22 protein-coding genes are annotated in these 21,341 nt (G+C 64.3%); 9 read left to right on the forward strand and 13 right to left on the reverse strand.

All coding sequences use genetic code 11. The features are described 5' to 3' along the window. The first annotated feature begins 194 nt into the window (after positions 1-194). Positions 195-1,511: a mechanosensitive ion channel family protein gene (locus tag XH88_RS05905; protein WP_271614478.1), complete on the forward strand. Its 1,317-nt coding sequence runs from the start codon at positions 195-197 to the stop codon at positions 1,509-1,511. A gap of 127 nt (positions 1,512-1,638) precedes the next feature. After that, positions 1,639-2,457 carry a type I methionyl aminopeptidase gene (map, locus tag XH88_RS05910; protein ID WP_092292883.1) on the forward strand — a complete coding sequence of 273 codons (819 nt, stop codon included), beginning with the start codon at positions 1,639-1,641 and terminating at the stop codon, positions 2,455-2,457. Positions 2,458-2,471: 14 nt separating this feature from the next. Here the strand turns inward: map and XH88_RS05915 are convergent, their stop codons facing one another. Next, entirely contained in the window at positions 2,472-2,618 is a 147-nt protein-coding gene (locus XH88_RS05915; RefSeq protein ID WP_271614479.1) for a helix-turn-helix domain-containing protein, read from the reverse strand. A 26-nt stretch (positions 2,619-2,644) separates the two neighbouring features. On the opposite strand from XH88_RS05915, the gene XH88_RS05920 reads away from it, so the two are divergent. Both XH88_RS05920 and radC read left to right on the forward strand, forming a co-directional pair. After that, on the forward strand, positions 2,645-2,965 hold the full coding sequence (locus XH88_RS05920; protein WP_271614480.1) for a DMT family transporter: 321 nt from the start codon (positions 2,645-2,647) through the stop codon (positions 2,963-2,965). Between the two features lie 170 nt (positions 2,966-3,135). After that, positions 3,136-3,849 (forward strand): RadC family protein, encoded by a 714-nt coding sequence (radC, locus tag XH88_RS05925; RefSeq protein WP_271614481.1) that lies wholly within the window; start codon positions 3,136-3,138, stop codon positions 3,847-3,849. 7 nt (positions 3,850-3,856) lie between these two features. On the opposite strand, the gene XH88_RS05930 is transcribed toward radC, so the two are convergent. Together XH88_RS05930 and XH88_RS05935 are read right to left on the reverse strand one after the other, a co-directional pair. Next, positions 3,857-4,249, reverse strand: a complete 393-nt coding sequence (locus XH88_RS05930) for a VOC family protein (protein ID WP_271614482.1) — start codon at positions 4,247-4,249, stop codon at positions 3,857-3,859. 23 nt (positions 4,250-4,272) lie between these two features. Continuing rightward, the gene (locus tag XH88_RS05935; protein ID WP_271614483.1) at positions 4,273-4,854 is read right to left on the reverse strand and encodes a TetR/AcrR family transcriptional regulator; all 582 of its coding nucleotides are present in this window, start codon (positions 4,852-4,854) and stop codon (positions 4,273-4,275) included. Positions 4,855-5,015: 161 nt separating this feature from the next. Between XH88_RS05935 and XH88_RS05940 the strand changes: the two genes are divergently transcribed. Further along, positions 5,016-5,441 (forward strand): Tautomerase enzyme, encoded by a 426-nt coding sequence (locus XH88_RS05940; RefSeq protein WP_271614484.1) that lies wholly within the window; start codon positions 5,016-5,018, stop codon positions 5,439-5,441. Positions 5,442-5,501: 60 nt separating this feature from the next. Here the strand turns inward: XH88_RS05940 and XH88_RS05945 are convergent, their stop codons facing one another. The 9 genes from XH88_RS05945 to XH88_RS05985 form a co-directional block, all read right to left on the reverse strand. After that, positions 5,502-5,807: a hypothetical protein gene (locus XH88_RS05945; protein ID WP_271614485.1), complete on the reverse strand. Its 306-nt coding sequence runs from the start codon at positions 5,805-5,807 to the stop codon at positions 5,502-5,504. Between the two features lie 82 nt (positions 5,808-5,889). Continuing rightward, entirely contained in the window at positions 5,890-6,264 is a 375-nt protein-coding gene (locus XH88_RS05950) for a hypothetical protein (protein ID WP_271614486.1), read from the reverse strand. 88 nt (positions 6,265-6,352) lie between these two features. Continuing rightward, positions 6,353-7,633, reverse strand: a complete 1,281-nt coding sequence (locus XH88_RS05955; RefSeq protein WP_271614487.1) for an RNA polymerase sigma factor — start codon at positions 7,631-7,633, stop codon at positions 6,353-6,355. A gap of 31 nt (positions 7,634-7,664) precedes the next feature. Beyond that, on the reverse strand, positions 7,665-8,066 hold the full coding sequence (locus XH88_RS05960; protein WP_271614488.1) for a YciI family protein: 402 nt from the start codon (positions 8,064-8,066) through the stop codon (positions 7,665-7,667). A 143-nt stretch (positions 8,067-8,209) separates the two neighbouring features. After that, positions 8,210-8,902, reverse strand: coding sequence for an AprI/Inh family metalloprotease inhibitor (locus XH88_RS05965; RefSeq protein ID WP_271614489.1), 693 nt, complete (start codon positions 8,900-8,902; stop codon positions 8,210-8,212). Then, complete coding sequence (locus XH88_RS05970; RefSeq protein WP_271614490.1) at positions 8,902-9,891, reverse strand: 2-hydroxyacid dehydrogenase; 990 nt, start codon at positions 9,889-9,891, stop codon at positions 8,902-8,904. Before XH88_RS05970 ends, XH88_RS05965 begins: the two co-directional genes overlap by 1 nt. Next, entirely contained in the window at positions 9,891-10,709 is an 819-nt protein-coding gene (locus tag XH88_RS05975) for an ABC transporter permease (protein WP_271614491.1), read from the reverse strand. Before XH88_RS05975 ends, XH88_RS05970 begins: the two co-directional genes overlap by 1 nt. Next, a complete protein-coding gene (locus XH88_RS05980) occupies positions 10,706-11,521 on the reverse strand; it encodes an ABC transporter ATP-binding protein (RefSeq protein WP_271614492.1) in 816 nt (271 codons plus the stop codon). The genes XH88_RS05975 and XH88_RS05980 overlap by 4 nt, the downstream gene beginning before the upstream one ends. A gap of 95 nt (positions 11,522-11,616) precedes the next feature. Next, the gene (locus XH88_RS05985; RefSeq protein WP_271614493.1) at positions 11,617-12,639 is read right to left on the reverse strand and encodes an ABC transporter substrate-binding protein; all 1,023 of its coding nucleotides are present in this window, start codon (positions 12,637-12,639) and stop codon (positions 11,617-11,619) included. Between the two features lie 139 nt (positions 12,640-12,778). Between XH88_RS05985 and XH88_RS05990 the strand changes: the two genes are divergently transcribed. The 4 genes from XH88_RS05990 to XH88_RS06005 all read left to right on the forward strand — a co-directional run bounded on the left by XH88_RS05990 (position 12,779) and on the right by XH88_RS06005 (position 19,244). After that, positions 12,779-13,585, forward strand: coding sequence for a creatininase family protein (locus tag XH88_RS05990; RefSeq protein WP_271614494.1), 807 nt, complete (start codon positions 12,779-12,781; stop codon positions 13,583-13,585). Positions 13,586-14,049: 464 nt separating this feature from the next. Further along, entirely contained in the window at positions 14,050-16,014 is a 1,965-nt protein-coding gene (locus XH88_RS05995; RefSeq protein WP_271614547.1) for a carbohydrate porin, read from the forward strand. Positions 16,015-16,184: 170 nt separating this feature from the next. Then, positions 16,185-17,918 (forward strand): ABC transporter permease, encoded by a 1,734-nt coding sequence (locus XH88_RS06000; protein ID WP_271614495.1) that lies wholly within the window; start codon positions 16,185-16,187, stop codon positions 17,916-17,918. 12 nt (positions 17,919-17,930) lie between these two features. Next, positions 17,931-19,244, forward strand: a complete 1,314-nt coding sequence (locus XH88_RS06005; RefSeq protein WP_271614496.1) for an ABC transporter ATP-binding protein — start codon at positions 17,931-17,933, stop codon at positions 19,242-19,244. Positions 19,245-19,247: 3 nt separating this feature from the next. On the opposite strand, the gene XH88_RS06010 is transcribed toward XH88_RS06005, so the two are convergent. Then, complete coding sequence (locus XH88_RS06010; protein ID WP_271614497.1) at positions 19,248-21,323, reverse strand: methyl-accepting chemotaxis protein; 2,076 nt, start codon at positions 21,321-21,323, stop codon at positions 19,248-19,250. Positions 21,324-21,341: the final 18 nt, after the last annotated feature.

Genomic DNA, 21,341 nt, shown 5'->3' on the forward strand with positions numbered 1-21,341 from the left:
CGCTGGATTTGCATCCTTATCGTCGCCGCACCAGCCCGCCAACCCATTTTCGCCGCTCGCGGCAATCTGACCGTATTTTGCGGGCTTAACGCGCTTCACTTCGCGGTGTATCGATGGCCCGGCTGCTGCCCTTGTGGGATTCTGCGGCGCCTTCGAATCATTCCTCCCGCCTGCTTCCCGACGAGACCGCCCCGATGGACATGGACCTCAAAGACCTCATGGAGTTCGTGCAGGCCACCGCGCGCAGCGTCGGGGCGGAAATCTCCTCGCCCTGGTTCTACCTGCAATTCGGACTCATTCTGGCGGCCGCAGGGATCGCCTATGCGGCGGAAGCCGCCATTCGTAGTCGCATCGACATGACGTCGCTGGCGATGCGCTGGCCGCTGCCGCTCCGGCACTTTGCCCGCGTGATGGTCGCGAGCGGCTCGACCGCGGTGTTCACCCTGCTCGTGATCATCGCCCGGGTGGTCATGTATCACGCGACCTGGCCGAGCCGCAGCTATCTGTTGATGGTCGCCGCCAAGCTCGGGCTTGCCTGGCTCGCGGTCCGGCTGGTGACCTCGGTGCTGCGCAACGCCTTCTTCGTCAGGCTGGTGTCGGTGGCGGCCTGGTTCGTCGCAGCCTTGTCCATCCTCGGCCAGCTCGATGCCACGGTCGACCTGCTCGATTCCTACGCCATCGTGCTCGGCGGTCTCAGACTGACACCGCTCCTGGTGCTCAAGGCCGGCGCCTTGCTGATCTTCGCGCTCTGGCTCACCAACATCGCCAGCAATTTCGCCGAGAGCAAGATCAACTCGACGACCGATCTGACGCCCTCGGTGCAGGTGCTGCTGATCAAGATCATCCGCATCGGGCTCCTTGCGGTCGCGATCGTGATCGCGCTCGGCACCGTCGGCATCGACCTCTCCGCCCTTGCCGTTTTCTCCGGCGCGGTCGGCGTCGGAATCGGTATCGGCCTGCAGAAGATCGTCGCCAACTTCATCTCCGGCATCATCCTGCTCGCCGACAAATCGGTGAAGCCGGGCGACCTCGTCACCATCGGCGACAACACCGGGCGCATCAGCGCGATGAAGACGCGCTATATTTCCGTGGCCGCCGGCGACGGCCGCGAATTCCTGGTGCCGAACGAGGACCTGGTGACGCAGAAGGTCGTCAACTGGACCTACACCGACAAGAACACGCTGGTGAAGATTCCCTTCGGCACCAACTACGACGCCGACCCGAAGCTGGTCTGCAGGCTCGCGATCGCCACCGCGGCCACCCATCCGCGCGCCCAAAAGGCCAAGCCGCCGAACTGCATCCTGATCGAGTTCGCCGAGGCCGGCATGAAATTCTCGCTCACCTTCTGGCTTGCGGACCCCGACGGCATGGACAATGTCAAGAGCGACGTGATGCTGGCATTATGGGACGCCTTCAAGCGCGAGGGCATCCGGGTTCCCTATCCCGTCCGCGAAATCCGCGTCCGTGGCGGGGCACTGCCGGTCGAAACCACCGTAGAAGTCCCGAATTGAGCCCTTTCCGGCGTCTGGCGGGTAGGCTTGGCTTGCACCAGGGCCGGCAATCATTAAATTAGGCCAAGAAATCAAGCCTTTCCGCCACACTGAAACCGGGCCCTCGAGCCCAGAGACAATTATCCGCATGAGCTACGTCGAAGCCACCGATACCTCCCTGCGCAAGACCGGCCAGATCAAGCTGCACGGGCCGGCCGCCTTTGCCGGCATGCGCAAGGCGGGCGCCCTGGTGGCGAAGTGCCTCGACGAGCTGACCGACATCGTCGGGCCGGGCGTGCCGACCGAGCGCATCGATGAATTCGTCCGCGACTTCGCCTTCAGCCACGGCGCCTATCCGGCGACGCTGATGTATCGCGGCTATCGCTATTCGACCTGCACCTCGCTCAACCACGTGGTCTGCCACGGCATGCCCGGCGACCGTCCGCTGAAGGAAGGCGACATCGTCAACATCGACGTCACCTTCATCGTCGACGGCTGGTACGGCGATTCCAGCCGCATGTACGCGGTCGGCCCGATCGCCCGCAAGGCCGAGCGGCTGATCGAAGTGACCTATGAAGCGATGATGCGCGGCATCGCCGCGGTGAAGCCCGGCGCCACCACCGGCGACATCGGCCATGCCATCCAGAGTTTTGTGGAACCGCAGGGCATGAGCGTAGTGCGCGATTTCTGCGGCCATGGCCTCGGGCGCATGTTCCACGACGAGCCGAACATCATCCATATCGGCCGGCCCGGCGAAGGCGTTCAGCTCAAGCCCGGCATGTTCTTCACCATCGAGCCGATGATCAATCTCGGCAAGCCGCATGTGAAGATCCTGTCCGACGGCTGGACCGCGGTGACGCGCGACCGCTCGCTGTCGGCGCAGTTCGAGCACTCGGTCGGCGTGACTGCGACGGGCGTCGAGATCTTCACGCTGTCGGAGCGGCACGGCGAGAAGCAGATCGGGTGATCTTGTCGCCTGGCCTATCGCCGCCGGCGGAACGATGACGGCGGCCGCTTGTAGGTGGCGGCAATCGCATCGTTGAAGCGGCGGACGCTGCCGAACCCGGCGGCGAAGGCAATCTCCGCCAAGGTCATATCGGTCTGGTCGATCAGGCGCTTGGCAGGCACCCCAGGCAATTTCGCCGCGAACGACCTTGTCCCTGGAGGTCGGGCTGTTGCTCTCGCTGATCTGGGGCAGCTCGTTCGCGCTGATCAAGATTACGCTCGCGACGGTACCGCCGTTCACCATGGTTGCCGCGCGGGTCACGATCGCGGCAATGGTCCTGATCTGCGCCGCGATCGCACAGGGACATCCCTTTCCCCGCCAGAGATCGATCTGGGCGGCCCTCCTCGTGCAGGGACTGCTGCAGAGCGCATTGCCCTTCACACTGATCAGCTGGGGCGAAACGCATATCCCAAGCGGTCTCGCCGGGGTGCTCAACGCGACTCCGCCGCTGTTCGTGCTCATGCGCTGATGACCGGGCGCGGGCGCCGGACGATCAACGGCCAGAAGGTCATCGGCGTCGCGCTGGGTCTCGCCGGCGCGAGGCGTCCTGGCGGTGACCGTGCCCGTGCGGAAGCCATGAGGGACGCCCTTGCAATTGCCGGTTGAAAAACGCCCGCGACAAGGCAATGCTGGCGGTCGATGCCCGCCAAAGCCGACCACGACAAGAGCAAGCCCGAGGACACGCCGCATTATCTCGGCCACCGCGAGCGGCTGCGCGAGCGCTTCTACAGCGCCGGCGCGGATGCGCTCAGCGATTACGAGCTATTGGAGATGGCGCTGTTTCCGGCGCTGCCGCGGCGCGACACCAAGCCGCTGGCGAAGCTGCTGATCAAGACGTTCGGCTCGTTCGCCGAAGTCGTTCATGCACCGGTGGCGCGCTTGCGCGAGGTCGACGGCGTCGGCGAGGCCGCGATCAACCAGCTCAAGCTGATCGCGGCGGCGGCGCACCGCGTTGCCAAGGGCGGGGTCAACAGCCGCAACGCGCTGTCGTCGTGGAACGAGGTGATCGCCTATTGCCGCTCCAGCATGGCCTTCGCCGACAAGGAGCAGTTTCGCCTGCTCTTCCTCGACAAGCGCAACCAGCTGATTGCCGACGAGGTGCAGCAAACCGGCACCGTCGACCACACCCCGGTCTATCCGCGCGAGGTGATCAAGCGCGCGCTGGAGCTATCGGCGACCGCCATCATTCTCGTCCACAACCATCCCAGCGGCGACCCCTCGCCCTCGCAGGCCGATATCCAGATGACCAAGGCGATCATCGAGATCGCAAAGCCGCTGGGGATTGCCGTGCACGACCACATCATCGTCGGCAAGAGCGGGCATGCGAGCCTGCGGGGCATGCGGCTGATCTGAGCAGCTCTCACGCCGTCGCGTGCGCCAGCCTGCAGTTCAGCATCCGCTGCACGCCGAAGCGATCGGTGAGCTTGCCGTAGTAGTCGCCCCAGGGCTGGATGCCGAGCGGCGTGGTGATCGTGCCGCCTTCGGCGAGACGCGCGAACAGGTTCGTCATCGCCTGCGCGTCGTCCATCATCAGGATGTGAGCCGACCCGCGCATCGGCTCGGCATCGTCATTGTCGGATGCATAGAATTGGATGCCCGGTCCTTCGAACTTCGCGTGCAGGATCTTGCCGTGCATCGGTCCGGCGTCGCCGTGGCGCTTGATCTCGGTTACCTTGCCGAGACCGCAAGCGGTGTAGAAGGCGAGCGCCGCCTCGCATTGCGTCGTGAAGAAGAGATAGTTCGACATCTGCATCCGCGGCTCCCATCTCCAGCCGATCAGGACTCGGCGCAAGCCTTGAGCGCGGCCACGCGGCATGCGGACGCGATCGCCGCGCTGACATCCTTGTCGGCGACGGCCCGCGCCATGGTGACACCGCCGGACAGGATCGAGAGCAGCGCCCAGGCGCGCGCGCGTTTGTCCTTGGACGAGCGACCCGGCAGGCCGTCCGCAACCGCGTTCACCACGCCCTCGATCTCGGCCTCGAACACAGTCTTGATCCCCGCATCCGCGCGCTGCACCTCCGAGGTCAGGCTCTGCAAGGCGCAGCTCGATCCCAGCTCGCAGACCCGCTTTTGTCCGAGATAGAAATCGATGAACACCTCGACCCATTTGGTACCGTGCTCGGTGCGCAGATTTTCGACGGCGATACGCAGCTCCTCGAGGCCCGCGACCAACGCGGCCTTGAACGCCTCGCCCTTGGACGAGAAGTGTCCGTAGAACGCGCCTGACGTGACCTCGGCCTCCCTGGCGAGCCCGTCGACGCCAATGCCGCCATAACCCTGGCGGCGAAAGCCGCGGCCAGCGGCGGCGATCATGCGCGCGCGTGCCTCTTCCTTGTGTCCGGACTTGTATCGCACCCTTCGCACCCTTTTACATAACGATCGTTATTTTACTGTTGACGGCCCCGCCCCTCCCATGCGAATGCAATCACGGTCGTTATATAACGATCGCAATATTATCGCAAGTCGCGATCGCAGCCGGCGTTCGCGGCGTAGACATCACGAAGGGAGCTCCAATCATGCCGATCACCGTCGTCGCCACCGAAGGCATCTTCAGTGCAGCCGCCGAGAAGACCATGTTCGCCGCGCTGACCGCCTCGTTCCTCAGGCATCATGATCTGACAGGCAATGCGTTCCTCACGCCGAACGTGATCGGCGAGATCAGCACCATCCCGAAAGGCCGGTCCTTCGCCGGCGGAACGTCCAACGACATCGTCGTGGTCGAACTGAAAGTGCCGTCTTTCGCGCTGGCGAGCGCCGGGCAAAAGGCCGACTTCATCAAGGAGGCCACCGACATCGCGTTCAAGGCCGCGGAAGGCCGTCATCCGCGCGAGCGGATTTTCGTCAACATGGTCTATGCGGTGGACGGCCTATGGGGCATCGGCGGCAGGGCCTACACCAATGCCGAACTCGGCGACGCCGTCAGCCGGGCCAGCGCGGCTTAGGCGCCGCGGTCGGAATGGCAGCTGCCGGCGCGTGTGGAATGTCGCCGGCAGCGGCCTGGTTCAGTAGCAGTATCGCGGATCGACCGGGACGTAGCGGCCGTCCCGCCGCTGCATATAGCAGCCGCGCTGATAGGCGTAATAGCCGGAGCGGCGGCGTTCGCCTTCGGCGGCAATCGCAGCACCCGTGCCGGCGCCGACCACCGCGCCGATCGCCGCACCACGGCCGCCGCCAAGCGCGCCACCCACGATCGCTCCACCTACACCGCCGAGAATGGCACCGCCGACAGCGTCCTGCGCCATCGCATCATGGACCGGGACGGCCATGGCGACGGCGAAACATGCTGCAATTCCAAGACGTCGAAGCATTCCGAGTCCTCCCGTTTGATCGCGCAGTCATAGCGTTTGGCGCGGTTCCGGGCCAGAATAATATGCGAGGCGAGCGCCGCAGCTACGGCTCGACCCAGCGCTGCACGGCTTCGGTGGTGTCGGCGGGCGTCGTGTTGAAGCAGATTGCGGCCTGCGGCGCCAGGCGGTGGACGAGATTGAGCACCTTCTCGAACAATAGCAGCCGCTCCTTAGGCTCGCGCAGGCCGGCGCCGATGACGATGCAATCGAAGCGCTCGTCGCGCAGCGCCGCCGTGACAGCAGCTTCGGCGGCTGCATCGAGATCGATCAGGCAGCTTGTGATCTCGTAGCCGAGGCCGCGCAGGCGCAGCAGCTGCGCTTCGATATAGTTGCGCACCAGGTCCGGCGTGAGCTGCGGAAACGCGCTGTAGTCCGCATTGCCGGGTTCGATGCCGATCGCAAGCACGCGCTTGGCCATCGCGGGATTCCCTGAGCAGACCGTCTCCGTTGCTAACGGATGGACAGCCGGCCGGTTCCGGCACTGATGCAGCGATCAAGCCGACGAGCTAGATATTCTCGGCGTCAAGCGCCGCGGCCCGACGCTGCATCAGCGCGCGTTCGCGCCCGTTGGTCGCAAGACGTGCGGCAGCTTCGAACGCCTGGCGCGCTTCCTTGAGCCGTCCGAGCTTCTGCAGGAAGTCTCCGCGAACCGCCGGCAGATGGTGATAGGCAGCGAGCGCAGGCGCGTCGGCGACCGCGTCCAGCAGATCGAGGCCGGCTTGCGGTCCCCAGGCCATCCCGACCGCTACCGCGCGATTGAGCTCGATCACCGGCGAGTGCACCAGTTGGGCCAGCTCGGCATAGAGCTGCGCGATGCGTTGCCAATTGGTAGCTCCAGCGGACTCCGATCTGGCGTGACATGCTGCGATCGCGGCCTGAAGCGCGTAGAAGCCGCCGGACCCGCCGAGCTCGCCGGCGCGTTCGAGCGACCGCAGGCCACGGCGGATCTGCAGCCAATCCCAGAGTGTGCGATCCTGGTCCATCAGCAGGATGGGATCACCATTCGCATCGGTGCGCGCACGCGCACGCGACGCATTGAGGTCCATCAGGGCGACGAGGCCGTGGACCTCGGGCTCGCCGGGCGCAAGGCCTGCGAGCACGCGGCCCATGCGCAGCGCCTCGTCGCAGAGCTGCGGCCGCAGCCATTCGTCGCCGCGCGCGGCGAGATAGCCCTCGTTGAAGATCAGATAGACGACCTCCAGCACCGAGGCGAGACGCTCCGACAGTGCCTCTCCGCTCGGCGTCTCATAGGCGAGGCCGGAATTCGACAGCGTCCGCTTGGCGCGGACGATGCGCTGGGAGATGGTGGTATCAGGCACGAGATAGGCGCGCGCGATCTCGGATGTCGTCAAGCCGCAGATCATGCGCAGCGCCAATGCCGTGCGGGCCTCGCGCGACAGAATCGGGTGGCAGGCGGTGAAGATCAGCCGCAGCAATTCATCGCCGATGTCATCGTCGAGCGCGGCATCGAAATCCGGCACGGTCTCCTGCTCCTGCAACATGTCTCGCGCCAGCATATCGTGCTTGTCGCTGAGCATCCTGCCGCGGCGCAGATGATCGAACGCGCGGCGCCTTGCGGTCGTCATCAGCCAGGCGCCGGGATTGTCGGGCACACCGATGCTAGGCCAGGCTTCCAGCGCCGTAACCAGCGCATCCTGGGTCAGCTCTTCCGCAAGCGGCACGTCGCGCAGCATCCGCGACAGCGTCGCGATCAGCCGCGGCTGCACGACGCGCCAGGTTGCGTGAATCGCAGCGCGGATGGTCTGATCGATGTCGGCGGTCGTCATCACCGCCGACCGTTGCGCGCGATGCCGTCCATCAGGCGTGGGCGGCTACTTTCGCGTTGACCTCGCAGGCGCCGTCCACGCCCGGCGTGGCGAACGCCCGCAACTCGCAGGTGCCGTCCCAGCCCGGCATGTGGTCGAGGTGCAGCTGCATGAACTCCTTGGCCATGGCCAGGGCCTCCGCCTTGTCGCGCAGCTCGAAAATGGCGTAGCCGCCAACCACTTCCTTGGCCTCGATGAAGGGACCATCGATGACGCTGAGCTCGCCGTCGACGATCCGCACCCGGGCGCCGGTCGCAAGCGGCATCAGGCCGCCATTGTCGATCATCCGGCCGGCCTTGATCTCCCGCTCGGATATCTTCTGCATGGCCTCCATCAGCGCAGGCGTCGGGCCTTTCATCGGCTGGCTGGAGGTGACGATGTACATGAAGCGCATGCAAAACTCCTGATAAGGCGAGACGCAGCCGGTTCGGCCGCGCGATCAGCTCGCTACAGGGATGACGATCCACCCGGCGCCGGATCGACAAGCCCCCCGGAAAAAATTGGGCAACAGAACAATCGCAGGAAACGGAACCGCGCCTATTGGCGCAGCAGGATCAGGGGATCGGCGGTATCGGGAACCCGCCGCCATTGCGCGTTGTCGTCGGCCTCGAACTGCCAGACCTCGCCGGACTTCGACATCAGGATGATCTGGCCACGCTCCAGCCGCCATTGCGTCGGGTTGAACTGGGCGATCGCCGCATCGCATTTCGGCTTGAGGAAGACCTGGAAATTGTCCTGGTCGGCTTCCGTGTTGGTCAGCGTCAATCCGCAGATCGGCTGGCCGTTGCCGCGGACCATGGCCCAGTCGCCGATCATCTGGTCCATCGACTTGGCCATCGAGCGGGCGGCGGCGAGGTCCTGAAGGATGTAGACGCCCTCGCCCTGCCGCAGGCCTTCGAAGATGCCGGCTTCCACCTCGGTGAAATCGATCACGGATTCACCGGCCGCATCCTGCAAACGGACGATGTCGAGGCCCTTGATGCTCCAGGCGACGATATCCTTGGTGAAGGGCAGCGCGGTCTTGCAGGCCGGCTCGAGCTCGAGCTTGAAGCCTTGCGCGGTCGTATCGCCCTTCATCGTGACGACGCAGGTCTTGCTGCGTTCGGTGGTCGAAAGCTCCCACTGCCCGACCATCTCCTTCTTCAGGGTCGCCGCGTCCTGCGCATGCGCGATGCCGATCGCGGCCAAGCAGGCTGCGACGGCGAATGCAACGACCCGAAGAGCTGTCATCAGCGCCCCTTGAACGGCGTTTCCGCAACCGGCGTCAGCGGCGCTTTGCCGGAGAACCAGGACTTGAGGTTGTCGACCACGAGCTGGTCCATCGCGTTGCGCGTGACGACCGAGGCGGAGCCGATATGCGGCAGCAGCACCACGTTCTGCATGGTCTTGAGTTCATCAGGCACGTTGGGCTCGGCCGCGAATACGTCGAGACCGGCGGCGAGGATGGTGCCTGACTTGAGCGCCTGGACAAGCGCGGGCTCGTCGACGACAGAGCCGCGCGCGACGTTGATCAGCACGCCGCGCGGGCCGAGCGCTTTCAGCACCTCGGCATTGATCATCTTTTCGGTCGAGGCGCCGCCGGGCACGATCACCATCAAGGTATCCACCGCCTTCGCCATCTCGATCAAATCAGGATAGTGCTTGTAGGCAACGTCCTTGGACGGATTGCGGGAGTGATAGACCACCGGCACCAGCGAGGCATCGAGACGGCGCGCAATCGCCTGGCCGATCCGGCCCATGCCGACGATGCCGACCTTGCGGTCGCGCAGCGAGCCGACGCTGAGCGGATAGTTCTGGGTCTGCCAGAGGCCCGAGCGCACGTAGCGGTCGGCCTTGATGAATTCGCGCAAGGTCGAGATCAAGAGGCCGATTGCGACATCGGCGACCTCTTCGGTCAGCACGTCGGGCGTGTTGGTGACGATGATGTTGTGCTCGGCGGCGTATTTGGCGTCGATGTGGTCGTAGCCGACGCCGAAGCTCGCCACCATCTCGATCTTGGGCAGCTGCGACAGCGAGTCCCTGTCGGCGCGGACGGTGTGATAGGTCACGGCGACACCGCGGATCTTTTCACGGATCGCCGGCGTCAGCCGTTCGAGGTCGCCGCGAGTCTCGGCCTTGTGCACGACGAAATGATCGGAAAACCCGTTCTCGAGGATCGGCCGCACCGGCCCATAGATCAGAAGGTCGATCTTGTCGGACGAAATCGAACCGGTGGACATCAGCTTTCCTTTCCAAGCGCGCTTTCATGCCAGCGCCGTAAAACGAGGTGGGAAACTACCGCCAGCACCCCATAGATGACAATCCCGGCCAGCGACAACAGAAGCAGCGCTGCGAACATGCGGGGTATGTTCAATCGATAGCCTGACTCGGCGATCCTGTAGGCGAGGCCCGATCCGGCGCCCGCTGTTCCCGCCGCGATCTCGGCCACGACGGCGCCGATCAACGACAGACCGCCTGCGATGCGCAGGCCACCCAAAATATAGGGAAGCGCTGCGGGCAACTTCAGAAAGCGCAAGATCTGCGGCGGTGATGCGCCATAGAGCTGGAACAGGCCGGCGAGGTTACGATCGACCGAATTCAACCCGAGCGTGGTGTTCGACAGCACCGGAAAGAAGGCGACGATGAAAGCGCAGACGACGACCGCGGTCTGCTGCTCCAGATAGATCAGGAGCAGCGGCGCGATCGCGATGACAGGCGTGACCTGGAGCACGACGGCATAGGGGAACAGGGAATATTCCACCCATTTCGACTGGTTGAACAGCAGCGCCAGCGCGATGCCGCCGATGCTGGCCGCGACAAACCCTTCAAGCGTCGTCAGCAGCGTGGTCGCAAGCGATTGCGACAGCACCGCCCAGTCCTTGATCAGCGTCAGGAAAATCACCGAGGGTGCCGGCAGCACGTAGGGCGGGATCTCCCGGATGCGGACCACCAGCTCCCAGGCGGCAAGGCCGGCCGCGAACACAATGATGGGCAGCACAAAGCGCACCACGCTTTGCGCGCCTGCCGGCTTTGCGATGACGGGAGCTTGCGCGTTCATAGCGTCGACTGGCCTGAATAAGACGGCGCCAACGCGGCAGAGACGCGTCGGCAATAATCGGAATAGGCGGCCGAGGTGCGAAACTCCTCGCCGCGCGGCTCGACGGTCTCGATGCGGATGTCGGCCTGAATGCGGCCGGGCCGCGCCGTCATGATCACGACGCGCTGCGACAGGTACACGGATTCGAACACTGAATGGGTGACGAAGATGACGGTCTTGCCAAGGCTGCGCCACAGCGCGAGCAGATCGTTGTTGAGGCGGAAGCGCGTGATCTCGTCGAGCGCCGCGAAGGGCTCGTCCATCAGCAGGATATCGGGGTCGGTGACGAGCGCGCGCGCCAGCGACACCCGCATCTTCATGCCGCCGGACAATTCGCGCGGAAAGGCGTCGGCGAAATCGGCAAGCCCGACGCTGGCGAGCGCCGCATCCGCCCGCGCGCGTCCCTCGGCCTTCGGAATGCCGCCGAGCTTCAGCGGCAACCGCACGTTTTCGCGCACGCTGGTCCAGGGCATCAGGGTCGGCTCCTGGAACACGAAACCGATACCATGGCCGATTTGCACCTCACCCTCGTGGCGCGCCACTCGCACGGTGCCCGACGATGCTGCGCTGAGCCCTGCAACCAGCCTCAGCGCGGTCGACTTGCCACAGCCGGACGGACCGAGCAGCGAGACGAACTCGCCCTTGCCCACGGCAAGGTCGAGCGGACCGAGCGCCACGACGCCATTGTCATAGACCTTCGTCACGCCGCGCAGACTGACGGCGAGCGCCGTCAGGCTGGCTTCGACAGAGGGGGACGTTTTGTTCTCTACCATTGAGGGCGGGCTGCTGCGTTTCGGGCAACCTTCACCTCTCCCCGTCGGGGAGAGGTGAGCGACGCCGATGTCGCTTGGCCTAAGCTCAGCATGCGTTACGGCTTGTTCGGGCGCAGCTCGACGCCGACGCCCTTGTTGACGAAGCGCAGCGTGTAGGACTTGCGGAAATCGAGATCGCCCTTCACGACGCCCGCCTTCACCATCTTGTTGAAGAAGGAGGTATAGCGATCGTCGCTCATCGCGCCGATGCCGTTCTTCACGGAGTCGCCGGAATCGACGATGCCGTATTCCTTCATCTTGGCGACGGAGTAGGCGAGCAGCTCATCGGTCATCTCCGGGTTGAGCTTTTTGATCATGGCATTGCCGGCAGAATTGTCGCCATAGATGTAATGGTACCAGCCGATCATGGAGGCATCGACGAAGCGCTGCACCATGTCCGCCTTCTTCTCGACGAGCTCGCGGCGGGTCTCGATCAGGGTCGAATAGGTGTTGAAGCCGGCATCGGCGAGCAGGATGACATTGGGCTTGAAGCCGGCGGCCTTCTCGACCGCGAAGGGCTCGGAGGTGACGTAGCCCTGCATCGCGCTCTTGGGATTGGCGATGAAGGGCTGCGGATTGAAATTATAGGGGCGGACGTTCTTCTCGCTGAAGCCATATTCGGACTTCAGCCACTGGAAGTAGCTGGTCATGCCCTCCTTGGAGACGAACAGCGTCAGCGGCTTGAGATCCTCAATCTTGGTGACCTTCGCATCAGGCTGCGTCAGCAACACCTGCGGATCTTTCTGGAAGACCGCGGCGATGGTCACGACGGGGACGTTATTCGCCACGGCGTCGAACGACATCAGCGTGTTCGCAGCCATGAAGAAATCGATCTTGCCGGCGATCAGCAGCATCCGGTTGTTCTCGTTGGGACCCCCCGGAACAATGGTGACGTCGAGCCCGTATTTCTTGTAGGTGCCGTCGGCGACCGCCTGAAAGAAACCGCCATGCTCGGCCTCGGCGACCCAGTTGGTGCCGAAGGTAACCTTGTCCAGCGTCTCGCTGCGCACCGGCAGGATCGACACGACAGTGGCGATCAGGCCCGCCGTTAACGCTCGCCGCAGATGAGAGGGGCTCATGAATGCACTCCGTCGATCGCTTCTAGCCGATGTGAAAACAACGCGATAAAACCGCAACATATCAGGGGACGCGAACCGGCCGGGCCCGCGTCCCCTGATAACACCAAATTACGTGACAAATTCGGGCAAAGAAACCTTGATGATGCCTTCCCGCGACTGGACCGAGATCCGCTGGGCCGACGCCGCGCCAGCGGACATTTCGCGCTGGATCGCGGTGCTGCCGCTGGCAGCGACCGAGCAGCACGGCCCGCATCTGCCATACGAGACCGACGTGCTGATCGGGGAGGCCTATCTTGCGCGCGTGCGGGAGGTGCTGCCCGTGTCCACCCCGGCGACGTTCCTGCCCGTCGAACCCGTCGGCATCTCCACCGAGCATATCGACTATCCGGGCACGCAGACGCTGCCGACCGAGATCGCGCTGAAGCGCTGGACAGGGATCGGTGCGGACATCGCGCGGCGCGGCTTAAGAAAGCTCGTCATCATCACCAGCCATGGCGGCAACAGCGCAGCGATGATGCTGGTAGCGCAGGATCTTCGTGCGCATCAAAAGCTGTTCGTGGTGACGACGTCGTGGTCGCGGCTGTCAGGCGCGGAAAAACTGTTCCCGCCGGATGAAGTGCGCCACGGCATTCACGGCGGCGCGGTCGAAACCTCGATCATGCTGGCGCGCTATCCCGAGCAGGTGCGTGAGGACGCGATCGCGGATTTTCCCGCAAGCAGCATCGCGATGGAGAAACAATATCGCTGGCTGTCGACGCAGCGGCCCGCGCCCTTTGCCTGGCAGGCGCAGGACCTCAACGCCAGCGGCGCCGTCGGCAACGCGACGCTGGCCGTCGCGGAGAAGGGCGAGCAGCTCCTCGACCAGGGCGCGCGCGCCTTCTGCGAGCTGCTGGCTGAAGTCGATAATTTCGACGTGAACAGGCTCGCCAAAGGCCCCCTCGGCTAGCGCTTATCCTCGCGGAATCATTCAGGACTTAGTCGACGTCTCAGTCCACCTCAGGCGCTTCAACCTGGTCCGGCAAGCCTCCGTCCCACTTGGCACGCGGACCGCCTCGACGCCTGATCCGTGTCCTGCCCCCGACCCGCGCCGCGTCCCCCGGGCCGGATCATCCTTTTTGCACATCGGGAGTTTGTTGCAGTCCCGTCACAGAAGGATGCGAACCATCGTCTGCGACATTCTGCGCTAGTTGCTATTGCGAATGACTAGCAATAATGTTCGCAGCAAGTCCAGGGACTTGGCAAGACCTTGGGATGCAATCGCCTTGCAGCGAGATCATCTCGCCCGGTCGCCTGAACAGCCAGGAGCCTGATGACAGGATCGCCGCGAATTGGCAGGGATGTCGGGGCGGTCGGGGTGCGGTCGCCTCTGGGGGCGTGGTTTTGACGTTGAGTGTTCACCGTTACAGGTATTTGCGGACCGCCGCAGCGCTCGCCTCGGGCGTGCTCGTGCTGCCCGTCTCCGGCCGCGCTGCCGATTTGCCACTGAAGGGGCCGGCGCTGAAAGCCGTTTATGATTGGACGGGTCTCTATATCGGCGCGCACACCGGCGTAACCCGTGGCTCTTCCTCCGCAACGCTGACTGACCCCACGGTCGCGACCGACAACAACGCCTTCACCGGCGCGACCGGCGGTGTCCAGGCGGGCTACAATTGGCGCCTCGACTCAGGCCTCCTGCTCGGCGTCGAAGGCGATATCTCCTTTCCGAACTACCTGCCCTCCAACCACGTCGTGTCGTCGGCGGTGAACGCGCTGTCGAGCGCCGAGGAGCGATGGGACTATGTCGCAACCTTGCGCGCGCGGCTCGGCTACGCCACCGGCAACTGGCTGTTCTACGCGACTGGTGGCGCCGCCTTTGCCGGCGAGCGCTTTCTCGCGACTCCGACAGGCGGCAATGAACAGAAGGTGTTGAACACGCGGTTCGGCTGGACCGCCGGCGGCGGCGTCGAATACGCCTTCGCGACGCACTGGAGCGCGCGGCTCGAATATCTCTACGGCAAGTTCGAGAACGTGGGCGTCAGCTTCCCCTCGGGCGCGCAATATTCGTCCTCGATGGATTTCCAGAGCCTGCGGATCGGCCTCAATCGCAAGATCGATTGGCCGGGCGTACCGACCTACAATCCGAAGTCGGATGTGACGGACACCGAGTCGAGCCGCTGGGAGATCCACGGCCAGTCGACCTTCCTGCCGCAGGGGCATCCGTCGTTCAGCGCGCCCTACACCGGGCCGAACAGCCTGACGACGTCACCGGATTTGCAGGAGACCTGGAGCAACTCGCTCTATCTCAATGCGCGGCTGTGGGACGGAGGCGAGGTCTATTTCAATCCCGAGCTGCTGCAGGGCTTTGGTTTCAACAACACGACGGGCGCTGGAGGGTTCCCCAATGGCGAGGCGCAGAAATCCGGCTTCCCCTATCCGCACTTCAATGCCTCGCGGCTGTTCGTGCGTCAGACCTTTGGCTTCGGCGGCGAGCAGGAGGAGCTCACCAGCGGCCAGATGCAGCTCGCCGGCAAAGCTGACGTGTCGCGCCTGACCTTGCAGGTCGGCAAGTTCTCCGTGGTCGACGTGTTCGATGGCAATTCCTACGCGCACGACCCGCGCAAGGATTTCATGAACTGGTCGATCTGGGCCTCGGGCGCCTTCGACTATGCCGCCGACAAGCTCGGCCTCGGCTATGGCGCGACCGCCGAGCTAAACCAGAAGCAATGGGCGCTTCGCGCCGGCTACTTCCTGATGGACGCGGAGTCCAACTCGAACAATTTCGACATGAATATCGGCCGCCGCGGCGAATATGTCGCGGAGCTCGAGATGCGCTATTCCCTGTTCGGCCAGCCCGGCAAGCTGCGCACGCTCGGTTTCGTCAACAGCGCCTATTCCGGCAGCTATCGTGAGACGCTGGACAATCCCGCCTTCGGCGTCGACATCACCCAGACCCGCCGCGGCCGCCTCAAATACGGCTATGCCTTCAACCTCGAACAGGCCGTCACCGACGACATCGGCTTGTTCGGGCGCTGGAGCTGGAACGACGGCCGCAACGAGATCATGGCCTTCACTGATATCGACAGCAGCCTGTCCGGCGGCGTCTCGGTCAAAGGCACCAAGTGGGGTCGGCCCGATGACGTCGTCGGCGTCGCCGGCGCCATCAACAGCCTGTCACACGACCATCGCGACTTCATCGCGGCGGGCGGGCTCGGCCCGCTGATCGGCGATGGCCAGCTCAACTACCGCCGCGAACGCGTGCTGGAAACCTATTACGCCTATGCGCTGAACAAGGCGCTGACCTTCACCGCCGACTACCAGCTCATCGTCAATCCTGCCTACAACGCCGACCGCGGCCCGGTGTCGGTTTTCTCAGGGCGCCTGCACGGCGAGTTCTGAGCGCGCGAAACCCTGGCCGCCCCCAGCCAGGACTTGTGGTCGGCCGTGGTCAAATCCAGACCGCCGACTATCAATTGATCACAAACCCGGCCTATAAGCTCGGCCATAGGCCGGCTCGATTTTCTCGGGGCGCCTGCACGTCGAATTTCTCGCCCCCTGGGACTGGCCGCATGAAGCCTGTGGATTTCAGGACGACCGCAATCGGCCGGACGCTGCTTCCCAATGTCTGGGATGTTGTAGCGTTGCTGCTTGTGATCGGCGCGATGGTGCTGATCGTCTACGGCGGCGAGCAGACTACCGCGCCTCTTTCGGAGCTTGAACGGACGCCGGTATCGCTCAATCCAGCGAACCTGCCGCTCTATGCGCTGCGCACCGTTCTGAGGATGTTGCTCGCGATCGTCTGCTCCACGATTTTCACGTTTATCTATGCCGCGATCGCAGCCAAGAGCCGGCGCGCGGAAATGGTCATGATCCCGGTGCTGGACATCCTCCAGTCGGTGCCGATCCTGGGCTTCCTGACCTTCACCGTCGTCTTCTTCATGAACCTGTTTCCGAGCCAGGTGCTCGGCGCCGAGCTTGCATCGGTGTTCGCAATTTTCACCAGCCAGGCCTGGAACATGACTTTCAGCATGTATCAGTCCATGCGCAACGTGCCGAAGGATCTGGAAGAAGCCGCGCAGAGCTTCCACTTGTCGGGCTGGCAGCGCTTCTGGCGCCTCGATGTCCCGTTTGCGATGCCGGGCTTGATCTGGAACGCAATGATGTCGATGTCGGGCGGCTGGTTCTTTGTGGTCGCCTCGGAGGCGATCACGGTTGGCAATACGACCGTGACGTTGCCCGGAATCGGTTCCTATGTCGCGCTTGGCATCCAGCAGCGGGATCTGCCTGCGATCTTCTACGCCATCCTGACGATGCTGTTCGTCATTATCGCCTATGATCAGCTGCTGTTCCGCCCCATTGTCGCGTGGGCCGACAAATTCCGCTTCGAACAGACCGCGTCCGGCGAGGCGCCGGCGTCATGGGTGCTCGACCTGTTTCGCCGCACGCGGGCGCTGCGCGCGCTGACGCTGCCCTTCTCCGCGTTCAATCGCGTGATCTCTAATCTGCGCATTCCACTGCCTAGACTGCAGCCGCCGACCAAGGCCAAAAGCCGTCCGTCTCGGCTGCTCGACGGGACCTGGATCGCGTTCATTCTCGCAGGAACCGCCTATGCGGCCTGGATGACCTATCGCTACCTCTCGGCAAGTCTCGGCCTGCCCGACGTCGTCCTCGTCATCCGCGACGGGCTGATCACGTTGTTGCGCGTCGTCATCCTGATCAGCCTCGCGACATTGATCTGGGTGCCGGTCGGCGTCTGGATCGGCTTGCGTCCGAAGCTCGCCGAACGCGTCCAACCGCTGGCACAGTTTCTCGCCGCGTTTCCGGCCAATCTCGCCTTTCCGGTTTTCGTCGTCGCGATTGTCAGTTTCAGGCTCAATCCCGACGTTTGGTTGAGCCCACTGATGATCCTCGGCACGCAATGGTACATCCTATTCAATGTCATCGCGGGCGCCAGCGCCTTTCCGACCGACCTGCGCGAGGCCGCCAGCAGTCTCCACCTTGGCGGATGGCGATGGTGGTTCAAGGCAATTATTCCCGGCGTCTTTCCCTATTACATCACCGGCGCGATCACCGCCTCCGGCGGCTCCTGGAATGCGTCGATTGTGGCCGAGGTGGCGAGCTGGGGCGACACGCACCTGAAAGCCTCCGGGCTCGGCGCCTATATCGCTTCTGCGACGGAGGCCGGCGACTTTCCGCGCGTCGTTCTCGGAATCGCCGCGATGTGCATCTTGGTAACGTTGTTCAATCGTCTGGTCTGGCGGCCGCTCTATGCCTTCGGGGAGCGCCGCCTGCGGCTCGGCTGACGAGGAAGCATCATGCTGGATAAAGTCTCTGCCCTTATCGATATCCGCAATGTCTGCCGGTCCTTTCCGAAGGGCTCGGGCGAGGAGCTTCTCGTGCTCGAGAATGTCGATCTCACGATCCGGTCCGGCGAGATCGTCGGACTGCTCGGCCGCTCGGGATCCGGCAAGTCGACCTTGTTGCGCATCATCGCCGGCTTGGTCAAACCGTCCTCGGGGCAGGCAAGCTGCCGCGGCCAGACCATCGTAGTGCCCCCGAATGGCGTTGCCATGGTGTTCCAGTCATTCGCGCTGTTTCCTTGGCTGACGGTGCTGCAAAATGTCGAGCTCGGGTTGGAGGCGCTCGGCATCGATGCCGCCGAGCGGCGCAAGCGTGCGCTGTCCGCGATCGACCTGATCGGCCTCGACGGCTTCGAATCGGCCTACCCGAAAGAGCTTTCGGGCGGCATGCGGCAGCGCGTCGGCTTCGCTCGCGCCCTGGTCGTGCATCCCGACCTTCTGCTGATGGACGAACCGTTCTCGGCGCTCGACGTGCTCACCGCCGAGACACTCCGGACTGATCTGATCGACCTCTGGATCGAGGGGCGGCTGCCGATCAAGTCGGTCCTGATGGTAACCCACAATATCGAAGAGGCGGTGCTGATGTGCGACCGCATCCTGGTGTTCTCGTCCAATCCTGGCCGTGTCGCTGCCGAGATCAAGGTCGAGATGACCCACCCTCGCAACCGTCTCGACCCGCATTTCCGCCAACTCGTCGACAGCATCTATGCCCGCATGACCCAGCGCGCCGAACCCAAGGCGCCCTCGACCGAGGGCATCCCGGGCTCAGGCATCGGCCTAGCACTGCATCACGTCTCGTCCAACGTGCTGTCAGGCTTGATCGAGACGCTGGCGGGAGCTCCCTATCACGGACATGCAGACCTGCCGGTTATTGCGAGTCAGCTTCAGCTCGAGGCCGACGATATCCTGCATCTCGGCGAATCGCTTCAGCTCTTGCGCTTCGCTCACCTCAGCGAAGGTGACCTGATGCTTACCGACGCGGGAAAACGCTTCGCCAATCTGGAGACTGATTCGCGCAAAAGGCTGTTCGCCGAGCATCTCGTCGCATTCGTGCCCGTAATGGGCCTGATCCGCCGCGTGCTCGACGAACGCCCCTCACACACTGCTCCCGCTGCGCGCTTCCGCAACGAGCTCGAAGACTACATGTCCGAGGAATACGCCGACGAAACGCTGAAAACCGTGGTTTCCTGGGGACGCTATGCCGAACTGTTCGCCTATGACGAGCAGTCCGAAACCTTCAGCCTGGAAAACCCCGGCGAGAGTGCCTGACCCTTACGCGGCGCGGATCGCATCCAGGAATTTGCCGACCTCGGCCTTGAGCCGGGTGCTCTCGCCCGACAACGATTTGGCTGACGTCAGCACGTTGGCAGAGGCCGATCCGGTCTGGCTCGCGCCGCGCTGCACCTCGACGATGCTGGCGGACACCTGCTGGGTGCCGCGCGCGGCCTGCTGCACATTGCGGGAAATCTCCCGCGTGGCTGCGCCCTGCTCCTCGACCGCCGAGGCGATTGCGGCGGCGATCTCCGACATGCGCGTGATGGTGTCGCCGATCGCCTTGATGGCGCCGACGGAATCCTCTGTCGCGGACTGGATTCCCGTAATCTGCTGGCTGATCTCGCCGGTCGCCTTGGCGGTCTGCTCGGCCAGCGCCTTGACCTCGGAGGCGACGACGGCAAAGCCGCGTCCGGCCTCGCCGGCGCGCGCCGCCTCGATCGTGGCGTTGAGGGCCAGAAGATTGGTCTGGCCGGCGATCTGGCTGATGAGCTCGACGACGTCCCCGATCCGCCCCGCAGCCTTGGCGAGCTCGCCGACGTGATCGTTGGTCCGCCCGGCCTGTTGCACCGCTTCTCCGGCGATGCGCGCGGAATCCTGGACCTGCCGGCTGATCTCGTCGACCGAGGACGCCATTTCCTCGGCCGCCGCGGCGACGGTCTGCACGTTGGTGGAAGCCTGTTCGGAGGCGGCCGCAACGGTTGCAGTGACCTTTTCGGATTGATCGGCGGCGCTCGTCAGCGTTCCCGCCGAGGCCTCCAGCTCCGACGATGCTGACGAGACGGTGTTGATGACGTCGCCGATCATAGCCTCGAAATCGCGCGCGATCTGATCCATGCGCTGGCTCCGCTGGAGCTTCGCCTCGGCTTCGATCGCAGCGGCCGCATCGGCGGACTTCTGGGCGAGGAGCGAATCCTTGAAATGCTGCAACGAACCGGCGACCTGGCCGATCTCGTCGTCGCGGCCCGTCGCCGGAACCTCGACTTCTTGCTGTCCGGCGGCAAGCGTGCCGATCACGTCCGCGAGCCTTGCCAGCGGCGTCACCACGCGACGGCGCAGCATGATGGTCACGCCGCCGAGCGTGCCGAGCAGCGCCAGCACGGCAACGCCCGCGAGCGCGAGCATCGCCAGCGCGCCATCGCGTGCGGCCGAGGCGCGCTCGGCCGCTTCCGCCAGCGCGGCGTCGCGCACGCCGTAGAACATCTGGATGGCGGGCACGATCACGTTCGCCAACTCATCGGCGGTGACGCCGTACTTGCCGTCGCCGCGCGCAGCCGGCATCTCCTTGTCGACCACGGGCGCGGCTTTGCCAAAATAGGAATCCGTCGCTGCTTTGAACGCCGCGGCAATGCGGGACGGACTGCCGAGCTGGACGATGCCGGCCTCGATGCGTTCGCGATCGGCCTCCACACGTCCCTGCATGCGATCCATCAGCGAGAATTCAGCCGCCATGAGCGGACGGCGTGCACTCAGCGCCGGTGACAACGTGGCGGCGCGGCTGCCCGCGGAGACACGAAGATCCTGCGCCGTTCGCGCCAGGCTCAACAGCGCCGCCAGCGAGGAATCGGCATCGACGACCCTTCCCTCCAGCCGGTTCATGATCGGTTCGATGTTGGCGATGACCTCGGCCACACCGGGCAGGAACCCCTTGATCAAGACACTGTCGCGCGTAGCGAGAGGAACGCTCATCGCGCGATCGGCAGCCGTGGTGATTTCCTTCAGCCGCCGCGCGGCACGGTCGAGATTTTCGGCCATCGCTCCGCCGTCATCCAGCACCGTGAGGGCCCGCCTTGCGCTCTCGAACGAGGCTTCGGCCGCCTTCGCGACCTTCGTCGCAGCATCGGTCTGAGCCTGCGTCGCAGCGCTCTCCTGAAAAATCGGGGAGATGTAGGGAGCGCGAAGGCCGGCGACCTGCTGGCTCACCATCAGGATGGCGCCGAACGCATCGACCCGCTTGATCGCGTCAGAGCGGCCGGTGAAGATACGCGCCTGCGGTATCAGCACCTCGGCGCCAAGGATGACTGCAAAAACCGTCACCGTCAGCATCGACAGCGCAAAAAGCTTCCCGATCCGCATCCTCAGGTCCCCGACTAT

This window comes from Bradyrhizobium sp. CCBAU 51627, assembly GCF_028128765.1.
In the GTDB taxonomy this organism is placed as follows: Bacteria; Pseudomonadota; Alphaproteobacteria; order Rhizobiales; family Xanthobacteraceae; genus Bradyrhizobium.

Coding starts and splice junctions, on each gene's coding strand:
- XH88_RS05905 (WP_271614478.1), top strand. CDS start 195: ATGGACATGGACCTCAAAGACCTCATGGAGTTCGTGCAGGCCACCGCG.
- map (WP_092292883.1), top strand. CDS start 1,639: ATGAGCTACGTCGAAGCCACCGATACCTCCCTGCGCAAGACCGGCCAG.
- radC (WP_271614481.1), top strand. CDS start 3,136: ATGCCCGCCAAAGCCGACCACGACAAGAGCAAGCCCGAGGACACGCCG.
- XH88_RS05930 (WP_271614482.1), bottom strand. CDS start 4,249: ATGCAGATGTCGAACTATCTCTTCTTCACGACGCAATGCGAGGCGGCG.
- XH88_RS05940 (WP_271614484.1), top strand. CDS start 5,016: ATGCCGATCACCGTCGTCGCCACCGAAGGCATCTTCAGTGCAGCCGCC.
- XH88_RS05945 (WP_271614485.1), bottom strand. CDS start 5,807: ATGCTTCGACGTCTTGGAATTGCAGCATGTTTCGCCGTCGCCATGGCC.
- XH88_RS05950 (WP_271614486.1), bottom strand. CDS start 6,264: ATGGCCAAGCGCGTGCTTGCGATCGGCATCGAACCCGGCAATGCGGAC.
- XH88_RS05955 (WP_271614487.1), bottom strand. CDS start 7,633: ATGACGACCGCCGACATCGATCAGACCATCCGCGCTGCGATTCACGCA.
- XH88_RS05960 (WP_271614488.1), bottom strand. CDS start 8,066: ATGCGCTTCATGTACATCGTCACCTCCAGCCAGCCGATGAAAGGCCCG.
- XH88_RS05965 (WP_271614489.1), bottom strand. CDS start 8,902: ATGACAGCTCTTCGGGTCGTTGCATTCGCCGTCGCAGCCTGCTTGGCC.
- XH88_RS05970 (WP_271614490.1), bottom strand. CDS start 9,891: ATGTCCACCGGTTCGATTTCGTCCGACAAGATCGACCTTCTGATCTAT.
- XH88_RS05975 (WP_271614491.1), bottom strand. CDS start 10,709: ATGAACGCGCAAGCTCCCGTCATCGCAAAGCCGGCAGGCGCGCAAAGC.
- XH88_RS05980 (WP_271614492.1), bottom strand. CDS start 11,521: ATGGTAGAGAACAAAACGTCCCCCTCTGTCGAAGCCAGCCTGACGGCG.
- XH88_RS05985 (WP_271614493.1), bottom strand. CDS start 12,639: ATGAGCCCCTCTCATCTGCGGCGAGCGTTAACGGCGGGCCTGATCGCC.
- XH88_RS05990 (WP_271614494.1), top strand. CDS start 12,779: ATGATGCCTTCCCGCGACTGGACCGAGATCCGCTGGGCCGACGCCGCG.
- XH88_RS06000 (WP_271614495.1), top strand. CDS start 16,185: ATGAAGCCTGTGGATTTCAGGACGACCGCAATCGGCCGGACGCTGCTT.
- XH88_RS06005 (WP_271614496.1), top strand. CDS start 17,931: ATGCTGGATAAAGTCTCTGCCCTTATCGATATCCGCAATGTCTGCCGG.
- XH88_RS06010 (WP_271614497.1), bottom strand. CDS start 21,323: ATGCGGATCGGGAAGCTTTTTGCGCTGTCGATGCTGACGGTGACGGTT.